This window comes from Vibrio sp. E14 (genome assembly GCF_020515785.1).
GTDB lineage: Bacteria > Pseudomonadota > Gammaproteobacteria > Enterobacterales > Vibrionaceae > Vibrio > Vibrio diabolicus.
This window is the reverse complement of the sequence record NZ_JAHPJI010000003.1, coordinates 322521-344803: the sequence shown is the minus strand read 5'-3', so window position 1 is coordinate 344803 and position 22283 is coordinate 322521. Positions and strand designations below refer to the sequence as shown.

21 protein-coding genes are annotated in these 22283 nt (G+C 46.8%); 15 read left to right on the top strand and 6 right to left on the bottom strand.

Annotated elements, in window-relative coordinates; all coding sequences use genetic code 11:
• Positions 1 to 165: 165 nt before the first annotated feature.
• A complete protein-coding gene (locus LIX84_RS10985; protein ID WP_226421305.1) occupies positions 166 to 678 on the top strand; it encodes a DUF2799 domain-containing protein in 513 nt (170 codons plus the stop codon).
• Positions 679 to 688: 10 nt separating this feature from the next.
• On the opposite strand, the gene LIX84_RS10980 is transcribed toward LIX84_RS10985, so the two are convergent.
• Both LIX84_RS10980 and LIX84_RS10975 read right to left on the bottom strand, forming a co-directional pair.
• Positions 689 to 1144 carry a GNAT family N-acetyltransferase gene (locus tag LIX84_RS10980; RefSeq protein ID WP_025499054.1) on the bottom strand — a complete coding sequence of 152 codons (456 nt, stop codon included), beginning with the start codon at positions 1142 to 1144 and terminating at the stop codon, positions 689 to 691.
• A gap of 25 nt (positions 1145 to 1169) precedes the next feature.
• The gene (locus LIX84_RS10975) at positions 1170 to 1640 is read right to left on the bottom strand and encodes a GNAT family N-acetyltransferase (protein WP_226421304.1); all 471 of its coding nucleotides are present in this window, start codon (positions 1638 to 1640) and stop codon (positions 1170 to 1172) included.
• 132 nt (positions 1641 to 1772) lie between these two features.
• Between LIX84_RS10975 and LIX84_RS10970 the strand changes: the two genes are divergently transcribed.
• The 10 genes from LIX84_RS10970 (at position 1773) to LIX84_RS10925 (ending at position 12960) form a co-directional block, all read left to right on the top strand.
• Positions 1773 to 2963 carry an MFS transporter gene (locus tag LIX84_RS10970; RefSeq protein ID WP_226421303.1) on the top strand — a complete coding sequence of 397 codons (1191 nt, stop codon included), beginning with the start codon at positions 1773 to 1775 and terminating at the stop codon, positions 2961 to 2963.
• Positions 2938 to 3906, top strand: coding sequence for an HTH-type transcriptional regulator YidZ (gene yidZ / locus LIX84_RS10965; protein WP_025625750.1), 969 nt, complete (start codon positions 2938 to 2940; stop codon positions 3904 to 3906). The genes LIX84_RS10970 and yidZ overlap by 26 nt, the downstream gene beginning before the upstream one ends.
• Before the next feature lie 141 nt (positions 3907 to 4047).
• Positions 4048 to 4917 (top strand): DMT family transporter, encoded by an 870-nt coding sequence (locus LIX84_RS10960; RefSeq protein WP_025587794.1) that lies wholly within the window; start codon positions 4048 to 4050, stop codon positions 4915 to 4917.
• A gap of 388 nt (positions 4918 to 5305) precedes the next feature.
• Positions 5306 to 7480 (top strand): FUSC family protein, encoded by a 2175-nt coding sequence (locus LIX84_RS10955; protein WP_226421302.1) that lies wholly within the window; start codon positions 5306 to 5308, stop codon positions 7478 to 7480.
• 10 nt (positions 7481 to 7490) lie between these two features.
• Positions 7491 to 9134 (top strand): TolC family protein, encoded by a 1644-nt coding sequence (locus LIX84_RS10950; protein ID WP_226421301.1) that lies wholly within the window; start codon positions 7491 to 7493, stop codon positions 9132 to 9134.
• Complete coding sequence (locus LIX84_RS10945) at positions 9134 to 9337, top strand: DUF1656 domain-containing protein (RefSeq protein ID WP_005462724.1); 204 nt, start codon at positions 9134 to 9136, stop codon at positions 9335 to 9337. The genes LIX84_RS10950 and LIX84_RS10945 overlap by 1 nt, the downstream gene beginning before the upstream one ends.
• A gap of 12 nt (positions 9338 to 9349) precedes the next feature.
• Positions 9350 to 10240, top strand: a complete 891-nt coding sequence (locus tag LIX84_RS10940; RefSeq protein WP_006740779.1) for an HlyD family secretion protein — start codon at positions 9350 to 9352, stop codon at positions 10238 to 10240.
• A gap of 16 nt (positions 10241 to 10256) precedes the next feature.
• Positions 10257 to 10943, top strand: a complete 687-nt coding sequence (locus LIX84_RS10935) for a potassium channel family protein (RefSeq protein ID WP_005396612.1) — start codon at positions 10257 to 10259, stop codon at positions 10941 to 10943.
• On the top strand, positions 10936 to 12084 hold the full coding sequence (locus LIX84_RS10930; RefSeq protein WP_005396613.1) for an AI-2E family transporter: 1149 nt from the start codon (positions 10936 to 10938) through the stop codon (positions 12082 to 12084). The genes LIX84_RS10935 and LIX84_RS10930 overlap by 8 nt, the downstream gene beginning before the upstream one ends.
• 216 nt (positions 12085 to 12300) lie before the next feature.
• Complete coding sequence (locus LIX84_RS10925) at positions 12301 to 12960, top strand: DUF2057 domain-containing protein (RefSeq protein ID WP_226421300.1); 660 nt, start codon at positions 12301 to 12303, stop codon at positions 12958 to 12960.
• 134 nt (positions 12961 to 13094) lie between these two features.
• Here the strand turns inward: LIX84_RS10925 and LIX84_RS10920 are convergent, their stop codons facing one another.
• The gene (locus LIX84_RS10920; RefSeq protein WP_226421299.1) at positions 13095 to 13859 is read right to left on the bottom strand and encodes a ferredoxin--NADP reductase; all 765 of its coding nucleotides are present in this window, start codon (positions 13857 to 13859) and stop codon (positions 13095 to 13097) included.
• Positions 13860 to 14069: 210 nt separating this feature from the next.
• On the opposite strand from LIX84_RS10920, the gene LIX84_RS10915 reads away from it, so the two are divergent.
• Positions 14070 to 14522, top strand: coding sequence for an acyl-CoA thioesterase (locus tag LIX84_RS10915; protein ID WP_005374933.1), 453 nt, complete (start codon positions 14070 to 14072; stop codon positions 14520 to 14522).
• A 968-nt stretch (positions 14523 to 15490) separates the two neighbouring features.
• Here LIX84_RS10915 and LIX84_RS10910 read toward each other — a convergent pair.
• Positions 15491 to 15709 carry a VF530 family DNA-binding protein gene (locus LIX84_RS10910; RefSeq protein WP_005396617.1) on the bottom strand — a complete coding sequence of 73 codons (219 nt, stop codon included), beginning with the start codon at positions 15707 to 15709 and terminating at the stop codon, positions 15491 to 15493.
• A 150-nt stretch (positions 15710 to 15859) separates the two neighbouring features.
• On the opposite strand from LIX84_RS10910, the gene LIX84_RS10905 reads away from it, so the two are divergent.
• On the top strand, positions 15860 to 16783 hold the full coding sequence (locus tag LIX84_RS10905; RefSeq protein WP_031818458.1) for a LysR family transcriptional regulator: 924 nt from the start codon (positions 15860 to 15862) through the stop codon (positions 16781 to 16783).
• Here LIX84_RS10905 and LIX84_RS10900 read toward each other — a convergent pair.
• Both LIX84_RS10900 and LIX84_RS10895 read right to left on the bottom strand, forming a co-directional pair.
• Positions 16780 to 17070, bottom strand: coding sequence for a putative quinol monooxygenase (locus LIX84_RS10900; protein WP_047009627.1), 291 nt, complete (start codon positions 17068 to 17070; stop codon positions 16780 to 16782). The two genes, LIX84_RS10905 and LIX84_RS10900, sit on opposite strands and share 4 nt — an antisense overlap.
• A 69-nt stretch (positions 17071 to 17139) precedes the next feature.
• On the bottom strand, positions 17140 to 17793 hold the full coding sequence (locus LIX84_RS10895; protein WP_005480118.1) for an oxygen-insensitive NAD(P)H-dependent nitroreductase NfsB: 654 nt from the start codon (positions 17791 to 17793) through the stop codon (positions 17140 to 17142).
• Between the two features lie 167 nt (positions 17794 to 17960).
• Here LIX84_RS10895 and LIX84_RS10890 point away from each other — a divergent pair, with 167 nt between their 5' ends.
• Together LIX84_RS10890 and LIX84_RS10885 are read left to right on the top strand one after the other, a co-directional pair.
• Positions 17961 to 19424 (top strand): helix-turn-helix domain-containing protein, encoded by a 1464-nt coding sequence (locus LIX84_RS10890; protein WP_226421298.1) that lies wholly within the window; start codon positions 17961 to 17963, stop codon positions 19422 to 19424.
• Positions 19425 to 19553: 129 nt separating this feature from the next.
• On the top strand, positions 19554 to 22211 hold the full coding sequence (locus tag LIX84_RS10885) for an alpha-amylase family glycosyl hydrolase (RefSeq protein ID WP_226421297.1): 2658 nt from the start codon (positions 19554 to 19556) through the stop codon (positions 22209 to 22211).
• Positions 22212 to 22283: the final 72 nt, after the last annotated feature.

The following is a 22283-nucleotide window of genomic DNA, read 5'->3' as shown; positions in this document are numbered from 1 at the left end:
ACTGACGAACAACGTTCGTTCCACAAGCAAAAAATTTTGCTTCAAGCCGACAAACTCACAAGCGCAACACATCAATAAGTCGGCAATTATTAATTTTATCTATTGGAAATGAACACTGTTCATTTATAATCAGCGAACCTAACGCAGTAACAAGGAATCCACTTCATGAAACGCATTGCGCTTCTCTTTGCCATGTTTGCATTACTTTCTGGTTGTAGCAGCATGTCGCCAGAACAATGCCAAACCGCAGATTGGTATCGCGTCGGCTACCAAGATGGCCGCTCAGGCAACAACCCAAACATTTTGTACGAATACATTAAAGACTGTCGCGAAGCAGGCGTAACGCCAAATCACGTTGAGTGGCAAGACGGTTTTGATAAAGGCACCACTCTTTACTGTTCGCCAGACAATGGTTACACGGTGGGTGTAGAAGGAAAAACCTACTATGGCGTTTGCTCTAACGATCTTTTCCTTAAAAACTATCAGTTAGGCCATCAAGAATATCAGCGTCAACAACGCATTAATGCGTTAGATGCGGAGATATCACGCCTTGATCATCAATTGGATGCAAACTTAGATAAAGACAACGCGAAGCGTATTAGAGAGAGAAGAAAACAACTGGCGCGTGAGCGTGCATCACTCATCTCGCCAGGAGCTAATTACTACTTTAACTTTTAGTCGCGACGGGCTACAACGCTAGTGTCATAAAGCGGCTGTTTGGATCAGGTTGATAGTCGCCAAACGGCTCGCAGTACGCGAAGCCATGTTTTTCATATAGGCGATGCGCGGGTTCAAAAAATGCCATCGACCCAGTTTCCAAACTTAGACGTTGTATCCCCTGATGTTTCGCTTGCTCAATCACGTGATTGAGTAAGCGGGATGCCACGCCCTGTTTTCTCGCCGACGGCGTCGTACGCATCGATTTCAACTCTGCGTGACCATCTTCTAGTTGGCTCATTGCCACACATCCCAATAGCTGCTCACCATCCCACCCCGTCCAAAACGTGATTGAAGGCAGCTTCAACTTGCTTACATCTAACGCATGCACGCTCTCTGGTGGCGATGTAGCGTACATGTCCTGCAAATGCTCTTCCAACAACGCAAGCACCTGCGGCCGTTCTAAATCGTCGATTTCAATTCTCATATTTCCATCCTTGGTGTTTTCCTAGTTAAAGCGGCTGTCTCATAATGTGCTGCGGTCCAACGGGGCCGCCGTGGTAAAGCTCATTGGTATCTTCAAACCCTGATTTTAAATAGCACTGATAAGCGGGTATGTTGCGGCAATTCACGGTGAGATAAAGCGCATCAAACTCGGGATAATGACGTTTGGCGAAATCGGCAAACTGTTGAATGGCTTGCTTGGCGATGCCTTTGCCTTGATGACGGTGATCCACCAGCAAAGCACGTACGCCTAAGCTGTTTTTCGGGCAAAAATCGTATTTCTCGCTGTAAGCAGCATCAAATAGAAAAAAGCCAACCACGTCATCGTCCGCCAAAATCAGATGCGGAAGCTCTTTGGGTTCAAGACGTGTCAGCATTTCACCCACATCCGCGACCGTAAACTGCGATTGCTCTTCTAGCACGCTAAGTTCGCAAGTTTGTTCATGTCGCTCAGGCGAATACTTTTCAATAGTAATCATAATCTTCCTTGTTGTTTTTATGCTCAATTCATACAGGGTATGTCGTAAATAGAAATACCTAGTGTCGTATTTCCCACTCGCAGGCAAACGTTTAGCACTCTATTATCCTCGCCATTCGATAGAGAGGTTTCCATGTCCCGTTTTTTACTTTGTAGTTTTGCACTCGTTTTACTCTACCCTACTGCCATTGATTTGTATCTTGTTGGTTTGCCTCAAATTGCGTCAGATCTCAACGCCAGTGAATCACAGTTGCATATTGCGTTTTCGATCTATTTAGCTGGCATGGCTACCACGATGTTATTCGCGGGGAAAATTGCAGACTCTGTGGGACGAAAGCCTGTTGCCGTCATCGGCGCGATGATCTTCGTGCTCGCATCCTTTCTCGGCGGGATGGCTGAGCAACCAAACGCTTTCTTGATTGCTCGCTTTTGCCAAGGCATCGGGGCTGGATCTTGCTATGTCGTCGCGTTCGCGATTTTACGCGACACGCTAGACGATGAACGCCGCGCGAAAGTATTGTCGATGCTCAATGGCATCACCTGTATCATTCCAGTGATCGCACCCGTGATTGGTCACTTGATTATGCTGAAATTTCCTTGGCCGAGTTTGTTTACCACAATGGCAGGAATGGGCATTCTCGTCAGTGTATTGGCCATTTTTGTTCTCAAGGAATCACTACCCAGCCAACAAGGTGAAGAGCAGACAGCGCCAGAGAGCCATCAAGAGACTTTCTTCGAGCGATTTTTTATCAGTAGGCTGATCATTACTGCACTTGGAGTGACCACCATTCTGACCTTTGTTAACGCTTCACCAATTGTCGTGATGGGCATGCTTGGTTTTAATCGCGGTGGCTATTCTTCCATCATGGCAGGGACTGCGACGATCAGTATGTTGATTTCGTTCTCGGCGCCATTGGCATTGGGGATTTTTAAGCAGCGAACCTTAATGATGACCTCTCAAGTATTGCTCGCTTGTGCAGGCATCGTGCTCAGTGCTGCCCATTTCCATGATGGACAATCTCATTACTATGTGTTCGGACTTGGGCTGATTTGCGCTGGCTTCGCTTGTGGCTTTGGCGTGGCCATGAGCCAAGCGCTCAGCCCATTCTCTCAACAAGCTGGCGTGGCGAGCTCACTACTGGGCATTGCTCAAGTTTGTAGTTCCGCGTTCTATATTTGGTTTATGGGTTTCATCGGCGTTAGTGCACTGAATATGTTGGTGTTTATCTTAGTGTTAGGTAGCGTAATCAGCCTTGCTCTAATACTATTGATTCCAAAGCCTGTTCACGATACCCATTATGAAGAAATCCCTAGCGCGACTTGATTTAAACTTATTGTTCACTCTGCAATTATTGCTGCAAGAGCAAAGCGTCTCGAAAGCCTCGAAAAAGCTGAACGTTACGCCCTCTACCGTAAGTAAGTCGCTCAACAAACTTCGTCATTGGTTCGATGATCCTTTGTTTGTCAAAACACCTAAAGGTCTTGCGCCAACGCCTTTGGCGCAAAGCATGGAGCAAGATCTTGCAGAATGGCTGCAAATTGGCAGCCAGATTGCAGAAAAACGCAGCGATATTACACCTAAAGGAGTGCGTTTTGATATCACGATTGAGTCGCCATTGGTGCTCACGGTGCTGGACAGACTCATCGTCGCTATCCACCAGCGATACCCTGAAGCGAAAGTAAAAACCAGTAACTGGGATTACGATTCACTCGACGCCATCATTCGAGGCGAGGCGGATATCGGTTTTACCGGCCGAGAAAGTCACCCGAGATCGAAAGAGTCGTTGGATCTTCTGCCGTATTTCTTGGATTTTGAGATTCTATTTTATGACCTGCCGATGGTGTATTTACATAAAGATCATCCGGCATTACAGCAAGAGTGGAATCTCGAGACCTTTCTGAGCTACCAACACATCAATATTGTTTGGGAAAAAAGTGAAACTTGGGCGTTGGATGAAGTGTTAACGGAGCTAGGGCGACAACGCTCTATCGGGCTGACGATGTCCAACTTTGAGCAATCCCTTTTTATGGCTGCGCAGCCGACGCATGGCATGATCACCACCGCGCCGCACTATTGCAAAAGCTACACAGAAAAGCTGCATCTCGATTTGGTGTGCTTACCAATTCCGTTAGACCAAACTCAACAAGACAAGTTATTGATTCCATTTACCATGATTTGGCATAAACGCAATGCGTACAATCCCAAATTGCTATGGTTGAAAAACACCATCAAGTCATTGTACGAACAACCATCCCTACCACAGTAACACTCAGGCTAAGGTCAGGTTTTCTCTGGTGATTTTTGCTGATTTTCTCGCTCTGACAGCTATAACTAATCACTTTATCAACTAATGAAAAAGGTCGTTTGACGCTACACTCAATCCATATTTCTGCGTTAAGGGCCAAGGATGTCGACCTTTTTACTCACTGCTATTACGATGCTGGCGTTCGCCGCCAATTCATTATTGTGCCGACTTGCATTGGCCGAAGGGTTGATTGATGCAGGAAGCTTCACTCTCGTTCGATTGATATCCGGTGCGATTACCTTAATCGCATTGCTTGTCGTGAGAGGTCAGTGGAAAACCGATCGGCCAACTTCTCGCTTTCGCTTTTTTGCTGGCGTTGCTTTATTTGGTTACGCTGCCCTTTTCTCTTTCGCGTACTTACAACTGGCGACAGGAACCGGTGCTTTGCTTTTGTTTGGTGCCGTGCAACTGACTTTACTGGCCATCTATTGGTGGCAAGGTGAGCGCTTTCAATTTCTCGAAATCATCGGTATCGGCCTTTCGATTGTTGGCTTTGTTTGGTTAATGTTGCCATCTGCCACTCGCCCCGACATCAGTTCTGCACTTCTCATGTTGATTTCTGGCGTTTGTTGGGCTGCGTTTACTGCGCTCGGCAAACAAGCGCCTTCTCCAAGTAGTGGCATCACATGGGGGTTTATCGCTGCATCTATGATTGGCATACTCCTATCACCGTTGATGCTGTCCTCAATTTATCTCTCTTTGAGCGGAATCTTGCTCGCTATCACGTCTGGCGCCATTGCATCTGGCCTTGGGTATACGCTTTGGTATCAAGTCATGCGTAAGCTCTCTTTACTTCAAGCCGCCGTCAGCCAACTTTCCGTGCCAGCCATTGCTTTGCTACTAGGTACCGTCGTACTCCACGAACCTCTTTCGCTGCATACACTTTTAACCAGTGGCATCATTCTTGGTGGTATCGCTTTGGTTTTTTTATCTCGATCCAAAAAAACAAGCGAACAATCGGCAAGCCGATAAAAAATAATAACTTTCCCTCTCAAATACCCATTCATCATCTATGCTTTTTAAAGCAGCAAAGCTCATTGCAGATGGTACGAGTGGCCTGCTTTAGTATCAGGCGAAGGATATAAGGTGAGAATTGGCTCACGCAACACGACGATTTTGTTTCAAAAGTGAGAATCGTCACAGATCGCGATTTTGCTCGTTTTAGGCGTTTCGTCAATAACACCAAGGGCTAGCGCGAGATCGAGCCAAATACGCACTTTGTGTTTTGACAAAGGGTTTACAAAGCACACTTTTTCACCCGCTATATTCCGCCCCCCGAATTTATTCAGAACAAGATTCTGATTATTCATATAAGAAATTCATCAACTTATAACGATAAGCCTGAGCAAACTTTGACACTATGAACGACAAAATAAAATTCGCTATTAAAGTATCGCTTAGCCTGACTCTGGCTTATCTGATCCCGTTTGCCATGGGTTGGCCGCAAGCATCGACGGCCGCAACCACAGTGATGTTGATTGCATCCACAGGCAGCCGTCGTGAATCCCTCGCCAAAGGTACCTTACGCGTGTTCGGTACGTTGGTTGGCGCCGTCGTTGGCTTGTTACTAGTGGGATTGTTTGCTCAAGACCGCTTGCTGTACATGCTGAGCGTGTCGGTTGTGGTCTCTTTCATTTTTTACTTCCGTAATGCCTATCAAAAAGATCCAACGTTACTCATGCTTACCGGTGTGATGACGCTGATGATGTCCAATGGCGGTGACGCAGAAGGTGCGTTTCTTTATGGCGTTGACCGCGCTTATATGACGGTGTTTGGGGTGGTGGTTTACACGCTCGTGGGGACTTTCTTATTCCCGACCAAAACAGAACAAAATCTAAGACAGCTCATCGAACAACTCAACCAAGCACAACGCGCGTTGTTCACCGCTATCTTGCAAAATTTCGAGCAAAAATCGGCAGGGCAAGTTTCTCCTCAAGAAGAGGGAGTCGAAAATCCAGAAGCAGGAGAGCCACAACCTAGCGTGGATTCTCTTATCGAACAGATGTTTGCCGCCCAAAATGCGCTCGAACAGCGTTTTGCCACAGTCAGTGTGGAATGCAGCGACGTGTCGGCCTACATGAAAGAGTGGCGCTTGGCGGTTCATTTGAACAAGCAAGTAACGCAACAATTGACCGTTGCGGCGCACAGCCACTTTAGCCACCAGCAAGACCGTGAAAGCATTAGCAACTTTGATCAAGCCGTTGCGGAAATTGACGCGCTATTTGATACCTGCCAACAAGTCTGGGACGAAAAAGAGCCCGCTTTTCGTGCTCAAGAATTCAAAGTCGAATACAACCAGGCGCTGCTTGAAGACGCAGCGCACCTAGAGAAAGGCTCTGCGCTTATGCTGGGGCACCTCTTGGGGCTCATGCATCAAAACTTGTCGCGTTTGGCGGAGAGCATTAGCTGCATCGACTCTGTGACGAACAATGTCTCCTTTGACGTACCGCTGCCGAAACCGAAAGGCAAGTTTTTATGGTGGGACGCAGAAAACTTTAAAACCGCGGTCAAAACCTTTGTCACTTATTGGGTTGCAGGACTGATTTGGATTTATTTCAATCCACCAGGCGGCTACTCGTTCGTGGTCTTCTCGACCATGTTTATGTCTTTGCTGTCGTTCGTGCCTGTGCACCCGATTTTGTTGCTTGTGCTGTTCACTTTCGGTTTTTTGTTCGCGGTACCTTCTTACGTCTTCATTCTTCCCCAATTGGATCTCGGGTTAGAGCTTGGCCTATTCATCTTTATCTACACTTTTATCGGCTTTTATCTGTTTAACGGGCCAGTGACGATTTTCTACATGGTGGGCTTGTTTGTTCTTGGTTTAGACAACAACATGTTCTATCACTTCGGGATCCTCATGACGATCATGCTGCTGTTCTACATGGTGGTATTCATGATCATTTTCGCGCACTACTTCCCGTTTAGCTCACGACCAGAACACCTCTTTTTGACCATAAAAGAGCGCTATTTTAGGCACACTCGGGATCTGTTTGACTCCTATCAGAAGCAGTCCAGCTCGATTATCACTCCGCTCAAACGGGCCTTGCACTTGGTGACGCTCAACGTTTCATCGAAAAAGCTCAAGGTGTGGGGTTCGAAAATCAACCACAAACACTTTGACAAAACCACGCCAGAAGCGATTGGCGCGTTTAGCAAAGCGTGTGATGTACTCAGTAATCACATCAACATCTTAATGGCCGCCGAGAAAAAGTTGATGACCAATCCGCTGATCACTCAGCTTCGCCAACAACACCGCGATTCCATCATTCCTTTGATGGCGGGCGCTTTAGCCAGCCACCAAGCAACACAAGAACTCGACTCCGTATTCGACCAATACAGTCAGGATTACCAATCATTCGAAGATAAACTGGAAGATTTTTTTAGTGAGTTGGATTTATCTGACTACGCTTATTCTGAGATAGCCGGTTTTTATATCTTGCTGAATTTAAAACGGAACGTGTTCGAAGCATTCAAGCATTGCAAGCAAACCTACGAGGATATCGATTGGGTGAACTTACAACAGAAGCGGTTTTAAAGGTGGGGATATGATGCTTCCAAAACTAACCAAACCAAGCCTCGCCATACTTTCCCTGCTCGGGCTCAGTGCGTGTACCACTGTGGGGCCAGACTACGTCCACCCACCGCAAGCACCATTGCCAAGCGATTGGTCGGTGCAAAAAGCAGCCAAAGATACGCAGCAATCCGAGCAACAATTACAACAGTGGTGGCAGCAGTTTAACGACCCGACGCTCAATCAATTAGTCGAGTTGGCGAATGAGCAAAACCTAGACATCGAAGCCGCGGGGCTGCGCATTGTTCAAGCGCGTTCATTACTTGGCATTTCGACCGGCTTGCAATACCCGCAAGTTCAAACCGTGTCAGGAAATCTAGCGCGTGCCTACGTGAATGATCAGGGTGTAAACAACGCCGCTCTGTCGTTTGATGCTGCGTGGGAAATGGATATTTGGGGCAAGTATGCTCGCGGTATTGAGTCGGCAGAAGCCGGTTATTACGCATCCATCGCGTCGTATCACGACATAATGGTCACCATCACCGCAGAAGTGGCGCGTAACTACATTAACTATCGCACGTTCCAAGAGCGCATTTTGCTGTCTCGTCGCAACATCGAAATTCAAGAGCGTGTCGTCCGCATTACACAGGTGCAGTTCGACTCTGGCAACGTTACAGAATTGGACGTTCAGCAGGCGAAAAACCAACTCTATACTACCAAAGCGGCATTACCGAGTCTCGAAGTCGCGATGAAACAATCACGTACCGCGTTGGCGTTATTACTAGGTGCATTACCGGAAGAAGTAGACGAGCTGCTGCAATCAGATGGAATGCATAAGCAAATTGCTGACTACGAAAAACAGTTCAAATCGACAGGCAGAAAATCGGCGTTATCGGGCACCGACGAGCGCTCCATTGTGCCGCGTCCACCGCTGTTGGATACCCAAGTGGATGCGAACTTAGTGATGCGACGTCCAGATTTGCAAGTCTCTGAGATGCAAGCTCGCGCGCAGAGTGCGCAAATTGGCGTGGCTGAAACCGCTCTGTATCCAAGCTTTTCGCTGTTAGGTTCCATCGGTATCGACAGTACCGTTCCCGATGGCAGCAGTTTCAGTTTTAGCGATTCGCTCACCATGGTGGTCGGCCCAACGTTCAGTTGGAATATTTTCCAATACGGACGCGTGAAAAATAACATTCGTTTCGAAGATGCTCGCTTCCAAGAAACGCTGACCAACTACAACAAAAAAGTGCTGCAAGCCGTGAACGAAGTGACCAATGCAATCGAAGCGTATGACCTGTATTTGCAACAAAAAGATTTACGCTTGCAATCGGTCAACTCTTCCATTCGTGCATTCAACATCTCCATGACGCAGTACGAAAACGGCCAAATCTCTTTTGAACGTCTGCTCAACTCGGTAGAGAAAATGACCCGTGCGGAAGACAGCTACGCAACGATCAAAGGGAACGTCGCGAACCAAGTTGTAGCGCTCTACAAAGCCCTAGGTGGAGGCTGGCAAACCCAAACAGGAAAACCCTTCCTCAGTGAATCTATTGCCAAGCAAATGACAGAACGAACTGACTGGGATGGTTATTTAAATGAAGAAAACCGCGTATTGCCGCCTTTGCGCCTCGAAACTCCGGATGAGACCAGAGATGAGAACAAAACGGAGGATCTCTAATGCCTCATGAACTCTCTTGGGGAGACATTTACTTTTCTCCCACGTTACTGGTGCTCTTTCTCGCCGTCACGGCAACGTGGATAACGGTGATGATATTGAACAAGACACGTCTGTCTCGCTTCATTGCTTTTCCGTCTCTGACGTTTATTGCCATCATGGTCGGTTATGTGGTGGCCATCGACAGCTTTTATATTCAATTTTAGGTGCCAAACAAGATGAAAAAACTATTCGTAATCGCACTCAATCTTGTCATTCTTGGTGGCGCAGCTTGGCTCGGCTATCAAAAATTTGAAGAGTATTTTAATAACCCTTGGACACGCGACGGCCAAGTGCGCGCGAACGTCATCAAAGTAGCTCCTCGTGTATCAGGCCCAATTGTAAATGTCGCGGTGCAAGACAACCAAGAAGTGAAAACAGGCGATTTACTGTTTGAAATCGACCCAGCGACTTACGAAGTTGCTTTGTCTCAAGCCGAAGTGGCACTAGAACGCGCCATTGTTAGCTCTCGCGGTAAAAAAATCGAATACGACCGCCTTAAAGATATTCGCGCGAAAGACCGCGGCGCGGTTTCTCACAAGGATCTGATTCGTCGTGAAATCGCTTACGAAGAATCGCTACTGCAAATCAAATCTGCAGAAGAGCAATTAAAGTCAGCGCGCCTTAACCTCAGCTTCACCAAAGTTTATGCGACCGTCGATGGTTTTGTGTCTAACCTCGATATTCGAAACGGTACGCAAGCGGTCGCAAACCAGCCACTGCTGGCGCTGATCGACAAGAACAGTTTCTGGGTGTTTGGTTTCTTCCGTGAAAACCAACTCGCGCAAATCGAACCGGGTAGCCAAGCACGTGTCACTTTGATGTCTCACCCAGACACGCCAATTGACGCAACGGTTGACTCTATCGGTTGGGGTATTGCGCCGAAAGACGGCACGGTCGGCTACAACCTTCTTCCAAACGTGAACCCTGTTTTTCAGTGGATTCGCTTGGCACAACGTATTCCGGTACGAATCTCAATCCAAGAACTTCCAGAAGATGTTGATCTTCGATTCGGGCTTTCTGCGTCCATCATGGTGATGAAAGATTCATCGGCAGAAAATGAACAGTAACTAAGTGAGAAGAACCATGGTCATTGGCAAAAAACTCAAAAACATTAATGAAGAAAACAACTTCTTCTATCTAACTTTAGCGCTGGTGATTTTGTTGCTAGGGAGTGCGATGGCACAAGTGGTGGGTGAAGGGACGATTGAACACATACTGCAGGCGTTCACGGTTCTGACGTTCATTGTCTGTTTTGCCAGCCTTCGCTTCGACAAAATGTGGTCTCGTTTCCTCTATACCCTGTTTGGCGTTTGGGTTCTTGTGATTGTGATCAAGACCGTTTTCAACATCCGAGAGATGAATGTAGTGATGCTTGCCCTCACCTTCGCGTTCTTTTTCGGCACTTTTAAATCCATCGCAAGGCAGATTCTTTTCACTGGCCACGTCAATAGCAACAAAGTCATTGGCTCAGTCGCGCTTTTCTTGCTGCTTGGTCTGATGTGGGCAATTGCCTATCTCATTCTTCTAGAGTTCTCGCCAACCTCATTCACTGGTATGGAAGCCATTTCTTGGGGGCAGAATTTCTCTAATGCGGCGTATTTTAGTTTCGTCACCTTAACCACGCTTGGTTATGGCGATATCAGCCCTCTAACGCCATTGGCTCAAGTCGTGGTGTATTTAGAGGCCATTACAGGTGTTTTCTATATGGCGATTGTTGTTTCAAGTCTCGTCAGTTCTAACATTGATCATCAGGTAAACAAAAATGGATAAACAATCGGTAAAAATCGACAGTAAGCTTTTCATCAGTAATATGGTGGAGTCAGCAATACGCATTGGCTTGATCTTCGTCTTGCTGATGTTTACGTACGACATCATCAAACCCTTCATTCTTCCCGTTATTTGGGGTGCAATTATAGCCGTCGCTTTAATGCCACTTACAAAAAAGCTGGAGCGTGCATATGGCGGTCGTAGAGGCCTGGCAGCCACAACGATTGCTTTACTTGGTATTGCACTCTTAGTCACACCACTTGTTATGGTGTCAGGCTCCATTGTGGATGGTGCAACGCATGCGCTTGAAGTATTGCAAAACGGACAAGTGAAGATCCCAGGTCCAAAACCTTCCGTTGCGGATTGGCCTGTCGTAGGTGATAAGCTCTATGAGGTGTGGACCCTATTCGCGACTAACCTTGAACAAGCGATTCAAACCTTTATGCCGCAGATAAAGTCCGCGCTCACTTCTTTGCTAGGCACACTTGGCGGTGTATTGGGAAGTTTATTGCTCTCAATCTTGTCACTTGCGATTGCAGCAGGTTTTATGACGTACTCTGAATCTGCAGCATCAGGTCTAAGAACCATCGCTATTCGTACCGCTGGTGAAAACGCTAAAAGCTGGACCACGCTTATCGCAGCAACCATTAAAAGCGTACTGCTTGGCGTAGTCGGTGTGGCGGCGATTCAAGCGCTACTGATCGGTGCTGGTTTCTTTGTATTTGGCGTTCCGGCAGCTGGTTTGCTCACTCTGATTCTGATGATCTTGTGTATCGCTCAGCTACCAGCGCTGCTTGCCGTACTACCAGTGATTGGCTTCATGTACATGACTCAAGATACAACGACAGCAACCATGTTTACTGTCTGGGTAGTAGTTGCAGCACTTTCTGAAAACCTGTTCAAACCAATGTTAATGGGACGTGGTGTCGACGTACCAATGCCTGTGATTCTGCTCGGTGCCATCGGTGGTATGCTTTTCTACGGCATCGTTGGTCTGTTCTTAGGTGCCGTTATCCTGGCGATTTGGTATGAGTTATTTGTTTGGTGGTTGAGCATTGAGAAAGCACAACAGCAAGAAGAAATGGCAGAACAACAAGACGCTTCCGATGACCAATCAGAGCCTGGACACGGTGCAGGCATATAACAAATCAATAAGTTAGAAAGAAATTTAATCTATAACTTATGATATCAAACCGCTCTATTGCAGCGGTTTGATTCTATTTGGATCACAGTTTCCCCGTAATAAATGCGATAAAAATGACGTTCTTGTTAAATTTTCATACTTCTTACACTTGGGAGTTGCAATCGGGCAATGAACGATGCACTCTCGATGACCACTAATTTGCTTAGGATAAAAACAATGAAATTGATCAAGCCTTTAACTTGTGCGCTTGCTCTCGCAATGAGTGGCATGGCATTCGCAGATGTAACCGTGAGTGTTCCTGACAACGTTTCAGTATTAGCGGCTAACGGTGAAAAAGCAGACCTTTCGGGTGGTTTTTTCGCCTCGGAAAGAACACTAACGTTACCTGATGGTGTTAACCAAGTCGTATTTCGCTTCGCCCCTTACTTTAACCAAGGCAATGACCGTTTAAGTGTTGAAAGCGATGTTATCGTTACACGATTTGACGCTGCCAATGCCGAGCTGACGCTACAAATGCCAGAATACCGCAACCTTCGCGACGCGGAAGAAAAGATCAAGGACTTAGATTGGAAACTGGTTGATGATTCAGGCAACACCGTCGCCGTTGAACAAGACAAATTGATCAAACCGGGTATGCAAATCGGTCGTGATTACGTGCGTGAAGTGGAAAGCTACAACAAAACAGGCGGCGTTGCTGCTATCGCTGTTGCTGGTGCAGCCGTTGCTCAACCAGTAACACTGCCAGCAAAGATTCCTGAAGATATGAAGACTGCGGTTAAATCAGGTTCGACAGCAGAAGAGATGCTGCACTTCTGGTACCAAAAAGCAGACGCAGAAACCAAAGCTCGCTTTAAAGCGTACGTTAATCAACAATAAGTCTGATTAACTCTATCGATATTAAAAAAGCCACTTCATGTGGCTTTTTTGATCGAACAAGCTAGGACGCTTGAACGACTTTGGTATTGGTGATCATCATGTGTTCAATATGGTTATATCAATTTAACCAAACGCTACCAGTAACGCTCATAGATGATATTGCCTCCTGTTTTAGGACGATACTTTTCCAACCCAAGCCCTTGTAAGACTGGCAAGGTATCTTTGATCATCTGCGGGTTCCCACACATCATGACAAAACTACTTTGAGCAGAGAATGGCACATCAGCAGCGTTGGACAATCTACCCGATTCGATGAGTTCGGGAGTTCGACCTTGTAACTGACCATCCACCACTTCCCTACTGACTATCGGGATGTACTTTAATCTGCCTTCATATCGTTGCTGTAGTTGCTCAATCAGATATTTGTAGACCAGATCTTTTTCGTAGCGAACCGCATGAACAAGCACAATTCGCTCATTATGAGGTGGTAAGTTTATATCATCCAGTAGCGATAAAAACGGTCCAATACCTGTACCTGTAGATAGCAGCCACAGATCATGAGCCTGTTTAGGAATAGAGTCGTGGATTAAGTCACCATGTGCGGTCTCACCAACATAAATACTATCACCAGATTTAAGCTTTTGGAGCCTTGGGGAAAGTTGTCCTTGAGGGTCGGCTACTATTAGGAACTCCAACCAATCGAACTGTTCGCTTGGCGCATTAACCACAGAGTAAGCACGACTTATCAGCTTGCCTTCATCATCAAGCAAAGCAAGCTTGGTGAACTGGCCGGCTTTAAAGGTAAGAGGCGCGCCTGAGACCCTTAAACTGAACAGCTCGCCAGTCCAGTCAATGCGTTTTTCCACCTTGGCTAGATTGAAACCTTTCAGCTCAGTCATGAGACACCTCCTATTTGGTTACTCTTAGTTAAACTTACGCCTTCAACTCGATTATGTAAAGTTTCTAGTTTACATAATAAGATTGCCATTTTGTTTCACACTTTAAAAACAATTTTATTACATATTAAATAATTACATCTAGAATAAATGCTCAAAGTGATAAGTCGCGTCGCAATTTGTGGCAATGCAGATAAAAAAGGAGCACTAAAAATGGACACACTGTTAAAAGACTTTCCCGTTATCACAGAGATCAAAGTCGCATGGGGTGAAATGGATGCTCTGCAACACGTCAATAACGTGGTCTATTTTCGCTACTTCGAGACGGCGCGTTTAGATTACTTCAACAAAATTAATCTGCTAGTCGACCTGCAAACCTCGCAAATTGGGCCAGTACTGAGCGAGACGCAATGCCGCTACAAGCTTCCTGTCACTTACCCAGACACGTTATTAGTCGGCTCGCGCGTGATCGACATGCAAGAAGATCGAATCACGATGGAATACCAAGTACTGAGTAAGAAGTGGGGTAAGATTGCGACCATCGCGACCGCCACTGGTGTGATGTTTGATTTTAAGAACAACGTAAAAGCGGCGATTCCTGACCATGTGCGCCAGTCGATTTTAGACTTGGAAGGAACTGTGGGTAGCACGCATCATTTAGAGTAGCAAGAAACGAGAGATTAAAGGCGAGGTTCCCGACAGCGATTCTTCATCGCTGTCGGGAATAACGTATGGCTAATCTTCCAACCTACGCGATAAGAGAACTAGCGTCATTCTAGAGAGCCGAGGCGAGACTAAGAATCTACTGACAGCTTGCTGCAGACCATAGAGCGATGAATAAACTCAATATAATCTGAGAGTAGATTCTGAATCACGCTCGTTCCTCGCTGTTCAGAATGACGAACCTCGTTTAGGTTCTGGACTCTACAACACTATCTAAGAAAACCATCCCGGACGAGCACAAGCGAGTCATCCGAAATCTCGCTAGACGTAATAGTAGAGCTAATCTTCCAGCCTACGCGATAAGAAAAGCTACGTCATTCTAGCAAGCCAAAGCGCGACTAAGAATCTACATACCGCTTGCTGCAGGCCATAGAGCGATGAATAAACTCAATACAATCTGAGGGTAGATTCTGAATCACGCTCGTTCCTCGCGGTTCAGAATGACGGTTCGAGTTTGGCTCTGAACTCTACAATACGACCTAAGAAAACCATCCCAGACGAGAACAAGCGAGTCATCCGAAATCTCGCTAGACGTAATAGTAGAGCTACTCTCCCAGCCTACACGATAAGAGAACTAGCGTCATTCTAGCGAGCCAAGGCGAGACTAAGAATCTACATACCGCTTGCTGCAGGCCATAGAGCGATGAATAAACTCAATACAATCTGAGGGTAGATTCTGAATCACGCTCGTTCCTCGCGGTTCAGAATGACGAACCTCGTTTAGGTTCTGAGCTCTACAATACTACCTAAGAAAACCATCCCAGACGAGCACAAGCGAGTCATTCGGAATCTCGCTAGACGTAACAGCAGAGCCACTCTTCAAGCCTACGCGATAAGAAAAACTGCGTCATTCTAGCGAGCCATAGCGAGACTAAGAGTCTACTTACGGCTGACTGCAGGCCATAGAGCGATTAGCAAAACGTCTCGATATACAGCGCTTCCACCTTATCTCTGGCCCATTGCGTTTTACGCAAAAACTTCAGAGAAGATTTGATCGACGGATCTTTCTTAAAACAGTTCACTCGAACGCGCTCATACAGGCCATTCCAACCAAAGTGTTCAACTAGTCGGGTGACGATTTTTTCTAAACTCAACCCATGCAGAGGGTTATTCGGCTGTTCGTTGCTCATGTTGTTGATCCAGTAACGATGTAAGTGGCGGGCTAATCTAACTCAAAGTGACCACTTAACCTAATGTTTTCACCTTCAAAGGCGTTTAGCTTGAATTACTTTGCTCATCTCCCCTATAGTAGCTCAAACTTCACAAACATCCTTTTCACGATGAAAGCCCTCAACGACCTCAATATTTTTGTCGAAACCGCGCGCCAAGGCAGCTTTTCAAAAGCCGCCAACAGCATGGACATGACACCTGCCGCCATTAGCGCATCGATTAAGCGTCTTGAAGGGCAAATCGGTTTCCCGCTGTTTGTGCGTTCCACCCGAAGCCTGCGTTTAACCTCAGAGGGCGAACTGTTTTTAGACAAAACCACGCAAGCATTGGCAACATTGCAAGAGGGGCTGGATCAGATCTCAAGTGCGCGTGGCGAGTTATCTGGTCAACTGCACATTACTGCGCCCTCCGATTTTGGTCGCAATATGTTGCTCGATTGGGTAGATGAGTTCATCGATCTCTACCCAAATGTTTCCATCAAACTAGAGCTGTCCGATAGCTTGACGGATATGTACACCAAGCCTGTCGATATTGCGATTCGCTACGGCGAGCCGGCCGACTCCAATCTGGTCGTGTTGGCTTTGTGTGGGTCAAACGAACGGATCTTATGTGCATCGCCAGAGTACGTAGCTACACATCCAGAACTCACCTCTCCTGCCGATTTAACGCAACACAACTGCTTGTGCTATATGGTCGCGGATTCGGTCTACAACAAATGGACGCTCACGCGTGACGGCGAGAAAGAACAAATCGTGGTCAGCGGTAACTTGATGAGCAACGATAGTGACTTGCCACACCGGTTAGCGATCAAAGGCAAAGGCATTGCGAATAAATCATTGATGGACATCAGCCGAGACTTAATCGAGGGAAGATTGGTGCGAGTGTTACCAGAGTGGGATTGCGGCCCAGTGCCACTCTACATGGTGTGCGCCGATCGTCGCTTACTGACGCCAACGATTCGGACTTTCCGCGACTTTATCCAACAAAAATGCTGCCAGCAACGCGCCAACGTGCTGGCAACCTTCTGTCATTAGGCGATAAATCGAAGAGGACGAATCTGGGTATATTCAACCCAATCGTTCTCTTCCAATGTTTCAAGAAACGTCGCCATGTGCGGGCTTTGCAAATGCTTATCCAAGGCCTCTTGCGATGCCCAAATTTCTTGGAACATAAATAGGCCTTCAACTTTTTCGTCGAGATACAACTCGTATTGGCAACAGCCTTCTTCTTTGCGGGTTGGCTCTAGTAAACCAGCAAGCAAATTCGCCACCTGATCCTTACTATCTGGATAGGCTTTCACTTCTGCAACTAAGTGGATCATCGTTTTATCACTCTTTTGCGATTTATATATTGATTGCGAGGTTCTACGTCACCTGCAAGTAAGCTCGAATTAGATCTCGGTGAATACGGTTTCTGCATCCCAGCGAGACTTTGGCGTTTTCGCGTTGAAGTCATCTTCCGCGTGGTAGCCAAGCGGCACGATCACAACGCTGGTGTAACCTTTTTCACGCAAGCCAAATTCTTCATCCAGCACTTTGGGATCAAACCCTTCAATTGGCACTGCATCGATTTCTAGCGTCGAAGCACCCAACAGCAACGTACCCACGTTGAGGTAAACTTGTTTCTCCATCCAATGGTTCGCATCTTTCAGATCAAAACGGTGCATGTTCACAAAGTAGCTACGACCACCGCGCACAGCCGCTTTCGCTTCTTCAGTTGGGAATCGGCCATCTTTTTCTTCTTGCGCCATTAGCGCTTCAATGTAGTCGTTATCAATGCCTGTTTTCGCACAAAATACCAATACGTGAGAAGCGTTGAGAATCTTCGCCGCGTTAAACGCGTAGTTCTCTTGCGCCGCTTTAGCGATGCGCTGTTTGCCTTCTTCTGTGCTTGCCAGAATGAAATGCCAAGGTTGAGAGTTCACACTCGATGGACTAAAACGAATCAGCTCTTTAACTGCATCGATTTTTTCTTGAGGTAGCTTGCGCGTTGGGTCAAACACTTTCGTTGAGTAACGAGATTTTGCAGCTTGTACGATATCCATGAGGTTCTCCAATTAATGAATTTAAGCTGTGTAACAGCATAACCTCATGAGATAAAGGGAAAAACCGATTTCGATTAAAAACATTTTCAAAATAAATTTGAAAATAAAACGATAAGAAAGGCTTTGAACGTTCTCACTGAACTTCTTCATCTTTTCAGCAATAATGCATGTTTGCTCGCAACCAAACTCAACTCATGCTGCCTCAAGATAACGTTATTACATCCTTTCTGTGCAAAAAGCTCGGTCACAATCACCTGAGAATTGCCGGCGAATATTGGCACATTGAGAAGTTGGTTGCCTTGCAATGCATGATGTTGAAAGAAGCGCCTAACCTCCAAGAAGGGCTGCTTTGGTGGAGTAAAAGTGTTTCATTATTCGACCGCCGTTTGTACGTCACATTTCAACATGGTGATGCCCAAATCCATCTGCAAGTCGAATGCAGAACGGCCGATATGCCAAATTGGGCGGAGTCGGTGTTTGGCTTGCTCAAAATGCAGTTGGAGATGCTTGAGCTAAGCGAATCAATACAGGTACAAGTTCACGCCAACAATCCACTCGCGGCCGATATTTTTCTAGAGGAAACGCGAGATTCTAAAACGAGTTCAAGCGTGTTTGATTTGGTGAAACATGTTTATTTGCTGCTTTCTCACCAGCCAATTGAGCAACCAGAATTACTGAGTGTTTTGAACGCCTTGTTCATCAAAAACAGCAATTACGCGCTCAAGTTAGAGCAAGCGGCAAGGCAACTGGGCGTCTCCAAACGCACCTTGCAACGTCGACTGCAAGAAAAGCAAATGAGCTACTCTCAATGCGTTGATTTCGCTAAAAGAAAGCAAGCACTCACTTTGCTTGCCGACACCCAACTCACAACGCAGCAAATCGCCTATCAACTTGGTTATGAAGAACCATCGAACTTTCACCGCACCTTTCGTCGTTGGTATCCGTTTTCACCCATGCAGTATCGCCAACAATGTTTGGATAACCGAACTCAGCTAAATCAGCAACCGATCCGCTTGTACTACGCCAAAGCCAATACCTTCGACGATAACCACATAGACCAACCTGTCGGCAAAATCTGGATGGAAGTGGACAATATTGCGTTTGAGAAAGTGGTCTCGGTAGAATGCCGTGACCGTGATGGCGCATGGCGGCGCTACCCCGCCTTCTTCGAGCGTTTTTTAAGTCATGGCACCGAACTCTGGGCAACGACCGAACTTCCGGTGGCGCATCCCCTTACCTTTCGCCTGTGTTATGAAGTCGATGGGGAACGTTACATTGAGAATAACCACCAGCGTGATTATGTAGTTTCTAAGGGGCTTTTAATTGGCGCAACGGAATATATTGTCCCGACTCGGCAACTTATTAACATTGGGGCGCAATATACGCTCTTTATCGAACTGGCATGCCGACTTGAAAACGTTGCGAGGATTGACTGTTACGTCGATGATGGCCCCACACCTCACGCAATGCGCTTGACCCAACACTCGCTACATTATGCTTGTTGGGTGCTACAATTATCGCTCACTCAAACTGCAAAGCAGTGCCGTTTCCGCCTTTATGATGAATCCGGCAACGAGCTCGCGAAAGAGCATTACCCGATACAATATCCTATTGTGCAACCGCTCAATTAAAACTGTCGGTCAGATCAAAGTCGCCGCTTCGTGACATCATTTCACGTCTTTTTTGGCGTAAAATGACACTCTCAATTTCAAACCTTTGCTTTATCGTTTCTGCATTGCTGCATAACGGAGGCAAAAACTGTGTTTGAAACTCTACCTAACCCAATGAGTAAAATAAAAATACTTCCTTTCGCGATCGCTCTTGCCCTTTCTGGCTGTGGAAGCGACGAAACCACACCAGTCGATACAGGCAGCCACGTGGCATCTCCTGATTGGCAAGATCAAATCATTTACTTCCTGATGATCGACCGTTTTAACGACGGCGACAGCGCTCTTAATGATCAAGGGCAAAACGAATTCGATCCGACTTCGGATAAAAAATTCAGCGGCGGCGACCTCGTTGGTGTGAGTGATAAGTTAAGCTACATCGAAGATCTCGGTGCCACATCGATCTGGATTACTCCGCCAGTTGCTAACCAATGGTGGGATGCAGAGCAAAACTACGGCGGCTACCACGGGTACTGGGCGCGCGATTTTCAAAAAGTGGATAAACACTTTGGTGACATGGAAAGCTACCAAGCGTTAGCACGCGAAGTGCATGCGCGTAACATGTTCTTAATTCAGGACATCGTGACTAACCATGTAGGCAACTTCTTCACATACGATGATCCTTACAGTTATGATCCAAGCCTACCTTGCCAAGGCTTCCGTTTGATTAAAAATGCACTACCCGCCGGACAAGAACTGCCGTACCCACTCAACATGAAGGAGTGTAAAACAGACGGCACAGGCAGCTACCACTGGACGCCAACCATCACCGACCACAACGATCCGGTACAAGAAAAAACCTGGCAGCTCTCTGATTTGGATGACCTTAATACGTCCGATCCTGAAGTACGCGCTTATCTAAAAGAGAGCTACCGAAAATGGATTCGCGAAGTCGGCGTCGACGGATTCCGTATCGATACGGTGAAGTTTGTTGAACACGATTTCTGGAACGATTTCCTACACGCCGACGATGGTGTGATGACGCAAGCGGTTGATACCGGTCGTGACAACTTCCTCACTTTTGGTGAAGTATTCGAAACATCTACGCCTTACCACACCGAAGGCGAAGAGAAGATGCTGACTTACATCGGTGAAAGAGGCTCGCCGAAACAGCTAACCTCGGTACTGAACTTCCCATTGCAAGCGACCATGACGCGCGTATTTGCATCAGGGCAACCGACCGACTATTTGCGTTTCCGTCTTGAGAAAATGAAGGAGATGTTCCCGAATCCATACATCATGCCAAACTTCATTGATAATCACGACATGCCGCGTTTTCTGTCGCAAGGTAGCGTGAATGACATGAAACAAGCACTGATCACCATGATGAGCGTACCGGGTATTCCTGTGATTTACCAAGGTACAGAGCAAGCAATGTCAGCGGCGCGTGATGCGATGTTTGCCGGAGGGTACCGTGAAGATGGCAACTACGTAGACTCGTTCGACCAAAACAGTGAGATGTACTTGTTTATTCAAGAACTTGCCAAGCTACGCACTGAAAACAAAGTCATGACACGTGGCGAAATAAAAGTGATTGGCAGCGATAAAGCGGGCGCGGGCGTCTTCGCCTTTACCCGAACGTTGGATAACGACGAGGTCTTGGTTGTGATGAATACATCCAACTCGCCGATGTTGATGAACCAACTCGATGTAGAACAAGTTGGCGGCACCGTCTTCAAACAACAAATCATGTCGAACTGGGCAGAAGCTCCAGAACAGTTAGTCGCAGATGAAAACGGTCACATAACCCTTGAGCTACCAGCCAAATCTGCCGTGATTTACTCGAAAACTAACGACACCCAATCGGTAGATACACCAGACCTCAACATCCAACTAGCGCAGGATTGGGAAGGGCAAACCATCACAGATGACATCGTGATTGCTGGTACTGCTAATGCAAACGAGAAGTTGAACCTCGTCGTCGATGGTAACTTGGAAACAGCGCAAACCATTACTGTAGGTGCTGATGGTCAGTTTAGTGTCACGCTGTCGACTCGTCACTTTGCGATTGGCGAACAACAGCATCGCTTTGCAATTTATTCCACCGAGAAAAAAGCAGGCATCGAGGATGTGAATTTTATCTCGAACCTAAGCTGGTCAAGCTCGCCGGATGACACCATTGATGATGCGGGGGATGCACAAGACGGCATGGGCGGTCCAAACGGTAACTACTCATTACCAACCGATCCAACGTTCGACAAAGACAACAGCCAGCTCGCAATCAACAAAGCAGAAGTGTTTACCGTTGGCAGTAACGTACGTTTGACCTTCACCATGGACAACATCACCGACACTTGGTTGCCACCAAACGGCTTCGACCACGTGGGTTTCACCATCTTTATTGATTTACCTGAAGAAGCCGCAACTAACTTGTCTGAGCTACCGAAGATCAACGCTTCTATGCCAAGCGGAACCTGGAGTCGCAATGCGGTTGTTTTTGGCTGGCAAAGCTCGATTTACAACACCAAAGGATCAAATGCGACGACATGGGGAGAAGCGGTGACGCCAGCACCAATGGTCACGGTAGACAAAGCCAATAACACTATTTCGATGGACTTTGCGAGTGACGCGCTGGGTCGACCTGATTCACTGGATGGCATTCGATTCTATGTGACGACTTGGGACTTAGACGGCCTTTCGGCAACTTACCGTCCGCTAGAGCAAGACAAAGGCCCTTGGAACTTCTCCGGTGGCGCATCGGATGAAAGTAAGATTTGGGACGATTTACCAATCATAACCTTGTCGGAATAAACCGTTAAATAAAACACCGCCCAGCGTTTAGCTGGGCGGCCATCAACAAAAGAATGCAGAAAGACACTTCTG

Bases quoted from the DNA above. Each gene is read 5' to 3' on its own strand.
- LIX84_RS10985 (WP_226421305.1), top strand. From the start codon at position 166: ATGAAACGCATTGCGCTTCTCTTTGCCATGTTTGCATTACTTTCTGGT.
- LIX84_RS10980 (WP_025499054.1), bottom strand. From the start codon at position 1,144: ATGAGAATTGAAATCGACGATTTAGAACGGCCGCAGGTGCTTGCGTTG.
- LIX84_RS10975 (WP_226421304.1), bottom strand. From the start codon at position 1,640: ATGATTACTATTGAAAAGTATTCGCCTGAGCGACATGAACAAACTTGC.
- LIX84_RS10970 (WP_226421303.1), top strand. From the start codon at position 1,773: ATGTCCCGTTTTTTACTTTGTAGTTTTGCACTCGTTTTACTCTACCCT.
- yidZ (WP_025625750.1), top strand. From the start codon at position 2,938: ATGAAGAAATCCCTAGCGCGACTTGATTTAAACTTATTGTTCACTCTG.
- LIX84_RS10960 (WP_025587794.1), top strand. From the start codon at position 4,048: ATGTCGACCTTTTTACTCACTGCTATTACGATGCTGGCGTTCGCCGCC.
- LIX84_RS10955 (WP_226421302.1), top strand. From the start codon at position 5,306: ATGAACGACAAAATAAAATTCGCTATTAAAGTATCGCTTAGCCTGACT.
- LIX84_RS10950 (WP_226421301.1), top strand. From the start codon at position 7,491: ATGATGCTTCCAAAACTAACCAAACCAAGCCTCGCCATACTTTCCCTG.
- LIX84_RS10945 (WP_005462724.1), top strand. From the start codon at position 9,134: ATGCCTCATGAACTCTCTTGGGGAGACATTTACTTTTCTCCCACGTTA.
- LIX84_RS10940 (WP_006740779.1), top strand. From the start codon at position 9,350: ATGAAAAAACTATTCGTAATCGCACTCAATCTTGTCATTCTTGGTGGC.
- LIX84_RS10935 (WP_005396612.1), top strand. From the start codon at position 10,257: ATGGTCATTGGCAAAAAACTCAAAAACATTAATGAAGAAAACAACTTC.
- LIX84_RS10930 (WP_005396613.1), top strand. From the start codon at position 10,936: ATGGATAAACAATCGGTAAAAATCGACAGTAAGCTTTTCATCAGTAAT.
- LIX84_RS10925 (WP_226421300.1), top strand. From the start codon at position 12,301: ATGAAATTGATCAAGCCTTTAACTTGTGCGCTTGCTCTCGCAATGAGT.
- LIX84_RS10920 (WP_226421299.1), bottom strand. From the start codon at position 13,859: ATGACTGAGCTGAAAGGTTTCAATCTAGCCAAGGTGGAAAAACGCATT.
- LIX84_RS10915 (WP_005374933.1), top strand. From the start codon at position 14,070: ATGGACACACTGTTAAAAGACTTTCCCGTTATCACAGAGATCAAAGTC.
- LIX84_RS10910 (WP_005396617.1), bottom strand. From the start codon at position 15,709: ATGAGCAACGAACAGCCGAATAACCCTCTGCATGGGTTGAGTTTAGAA.
- LIX84_RS10905 (WP_031818458.1), top strand. From the start codon at position 15,860: ATGAAAGCCCTCAACGACCTCAATATTTTTGTCGAAACCGCGCGCCAA.
- LIX84_RS10900 (WP_047009627.1), bottom strand. From the start codon at position 17,070: ATGATCCACTTAGTTGCAGAAGTGAAAGCCTATCCAGATAGTAAGGAT.
- LIX84_RS10895 (WP_005480118.1), bottom strand. From the start codon at position 17,793: ATGGATATCGTACAAGCTGCAAAATCTCGTTACTCAACGAAAGTGTTT.
- LIX84_RS10890 (WP_226421298.1), top strand. From the start codon at position 17,961: ATGTTTGCTCGCAACCAAACTCAACTCATGCTGCCTCAAGATAACGTT.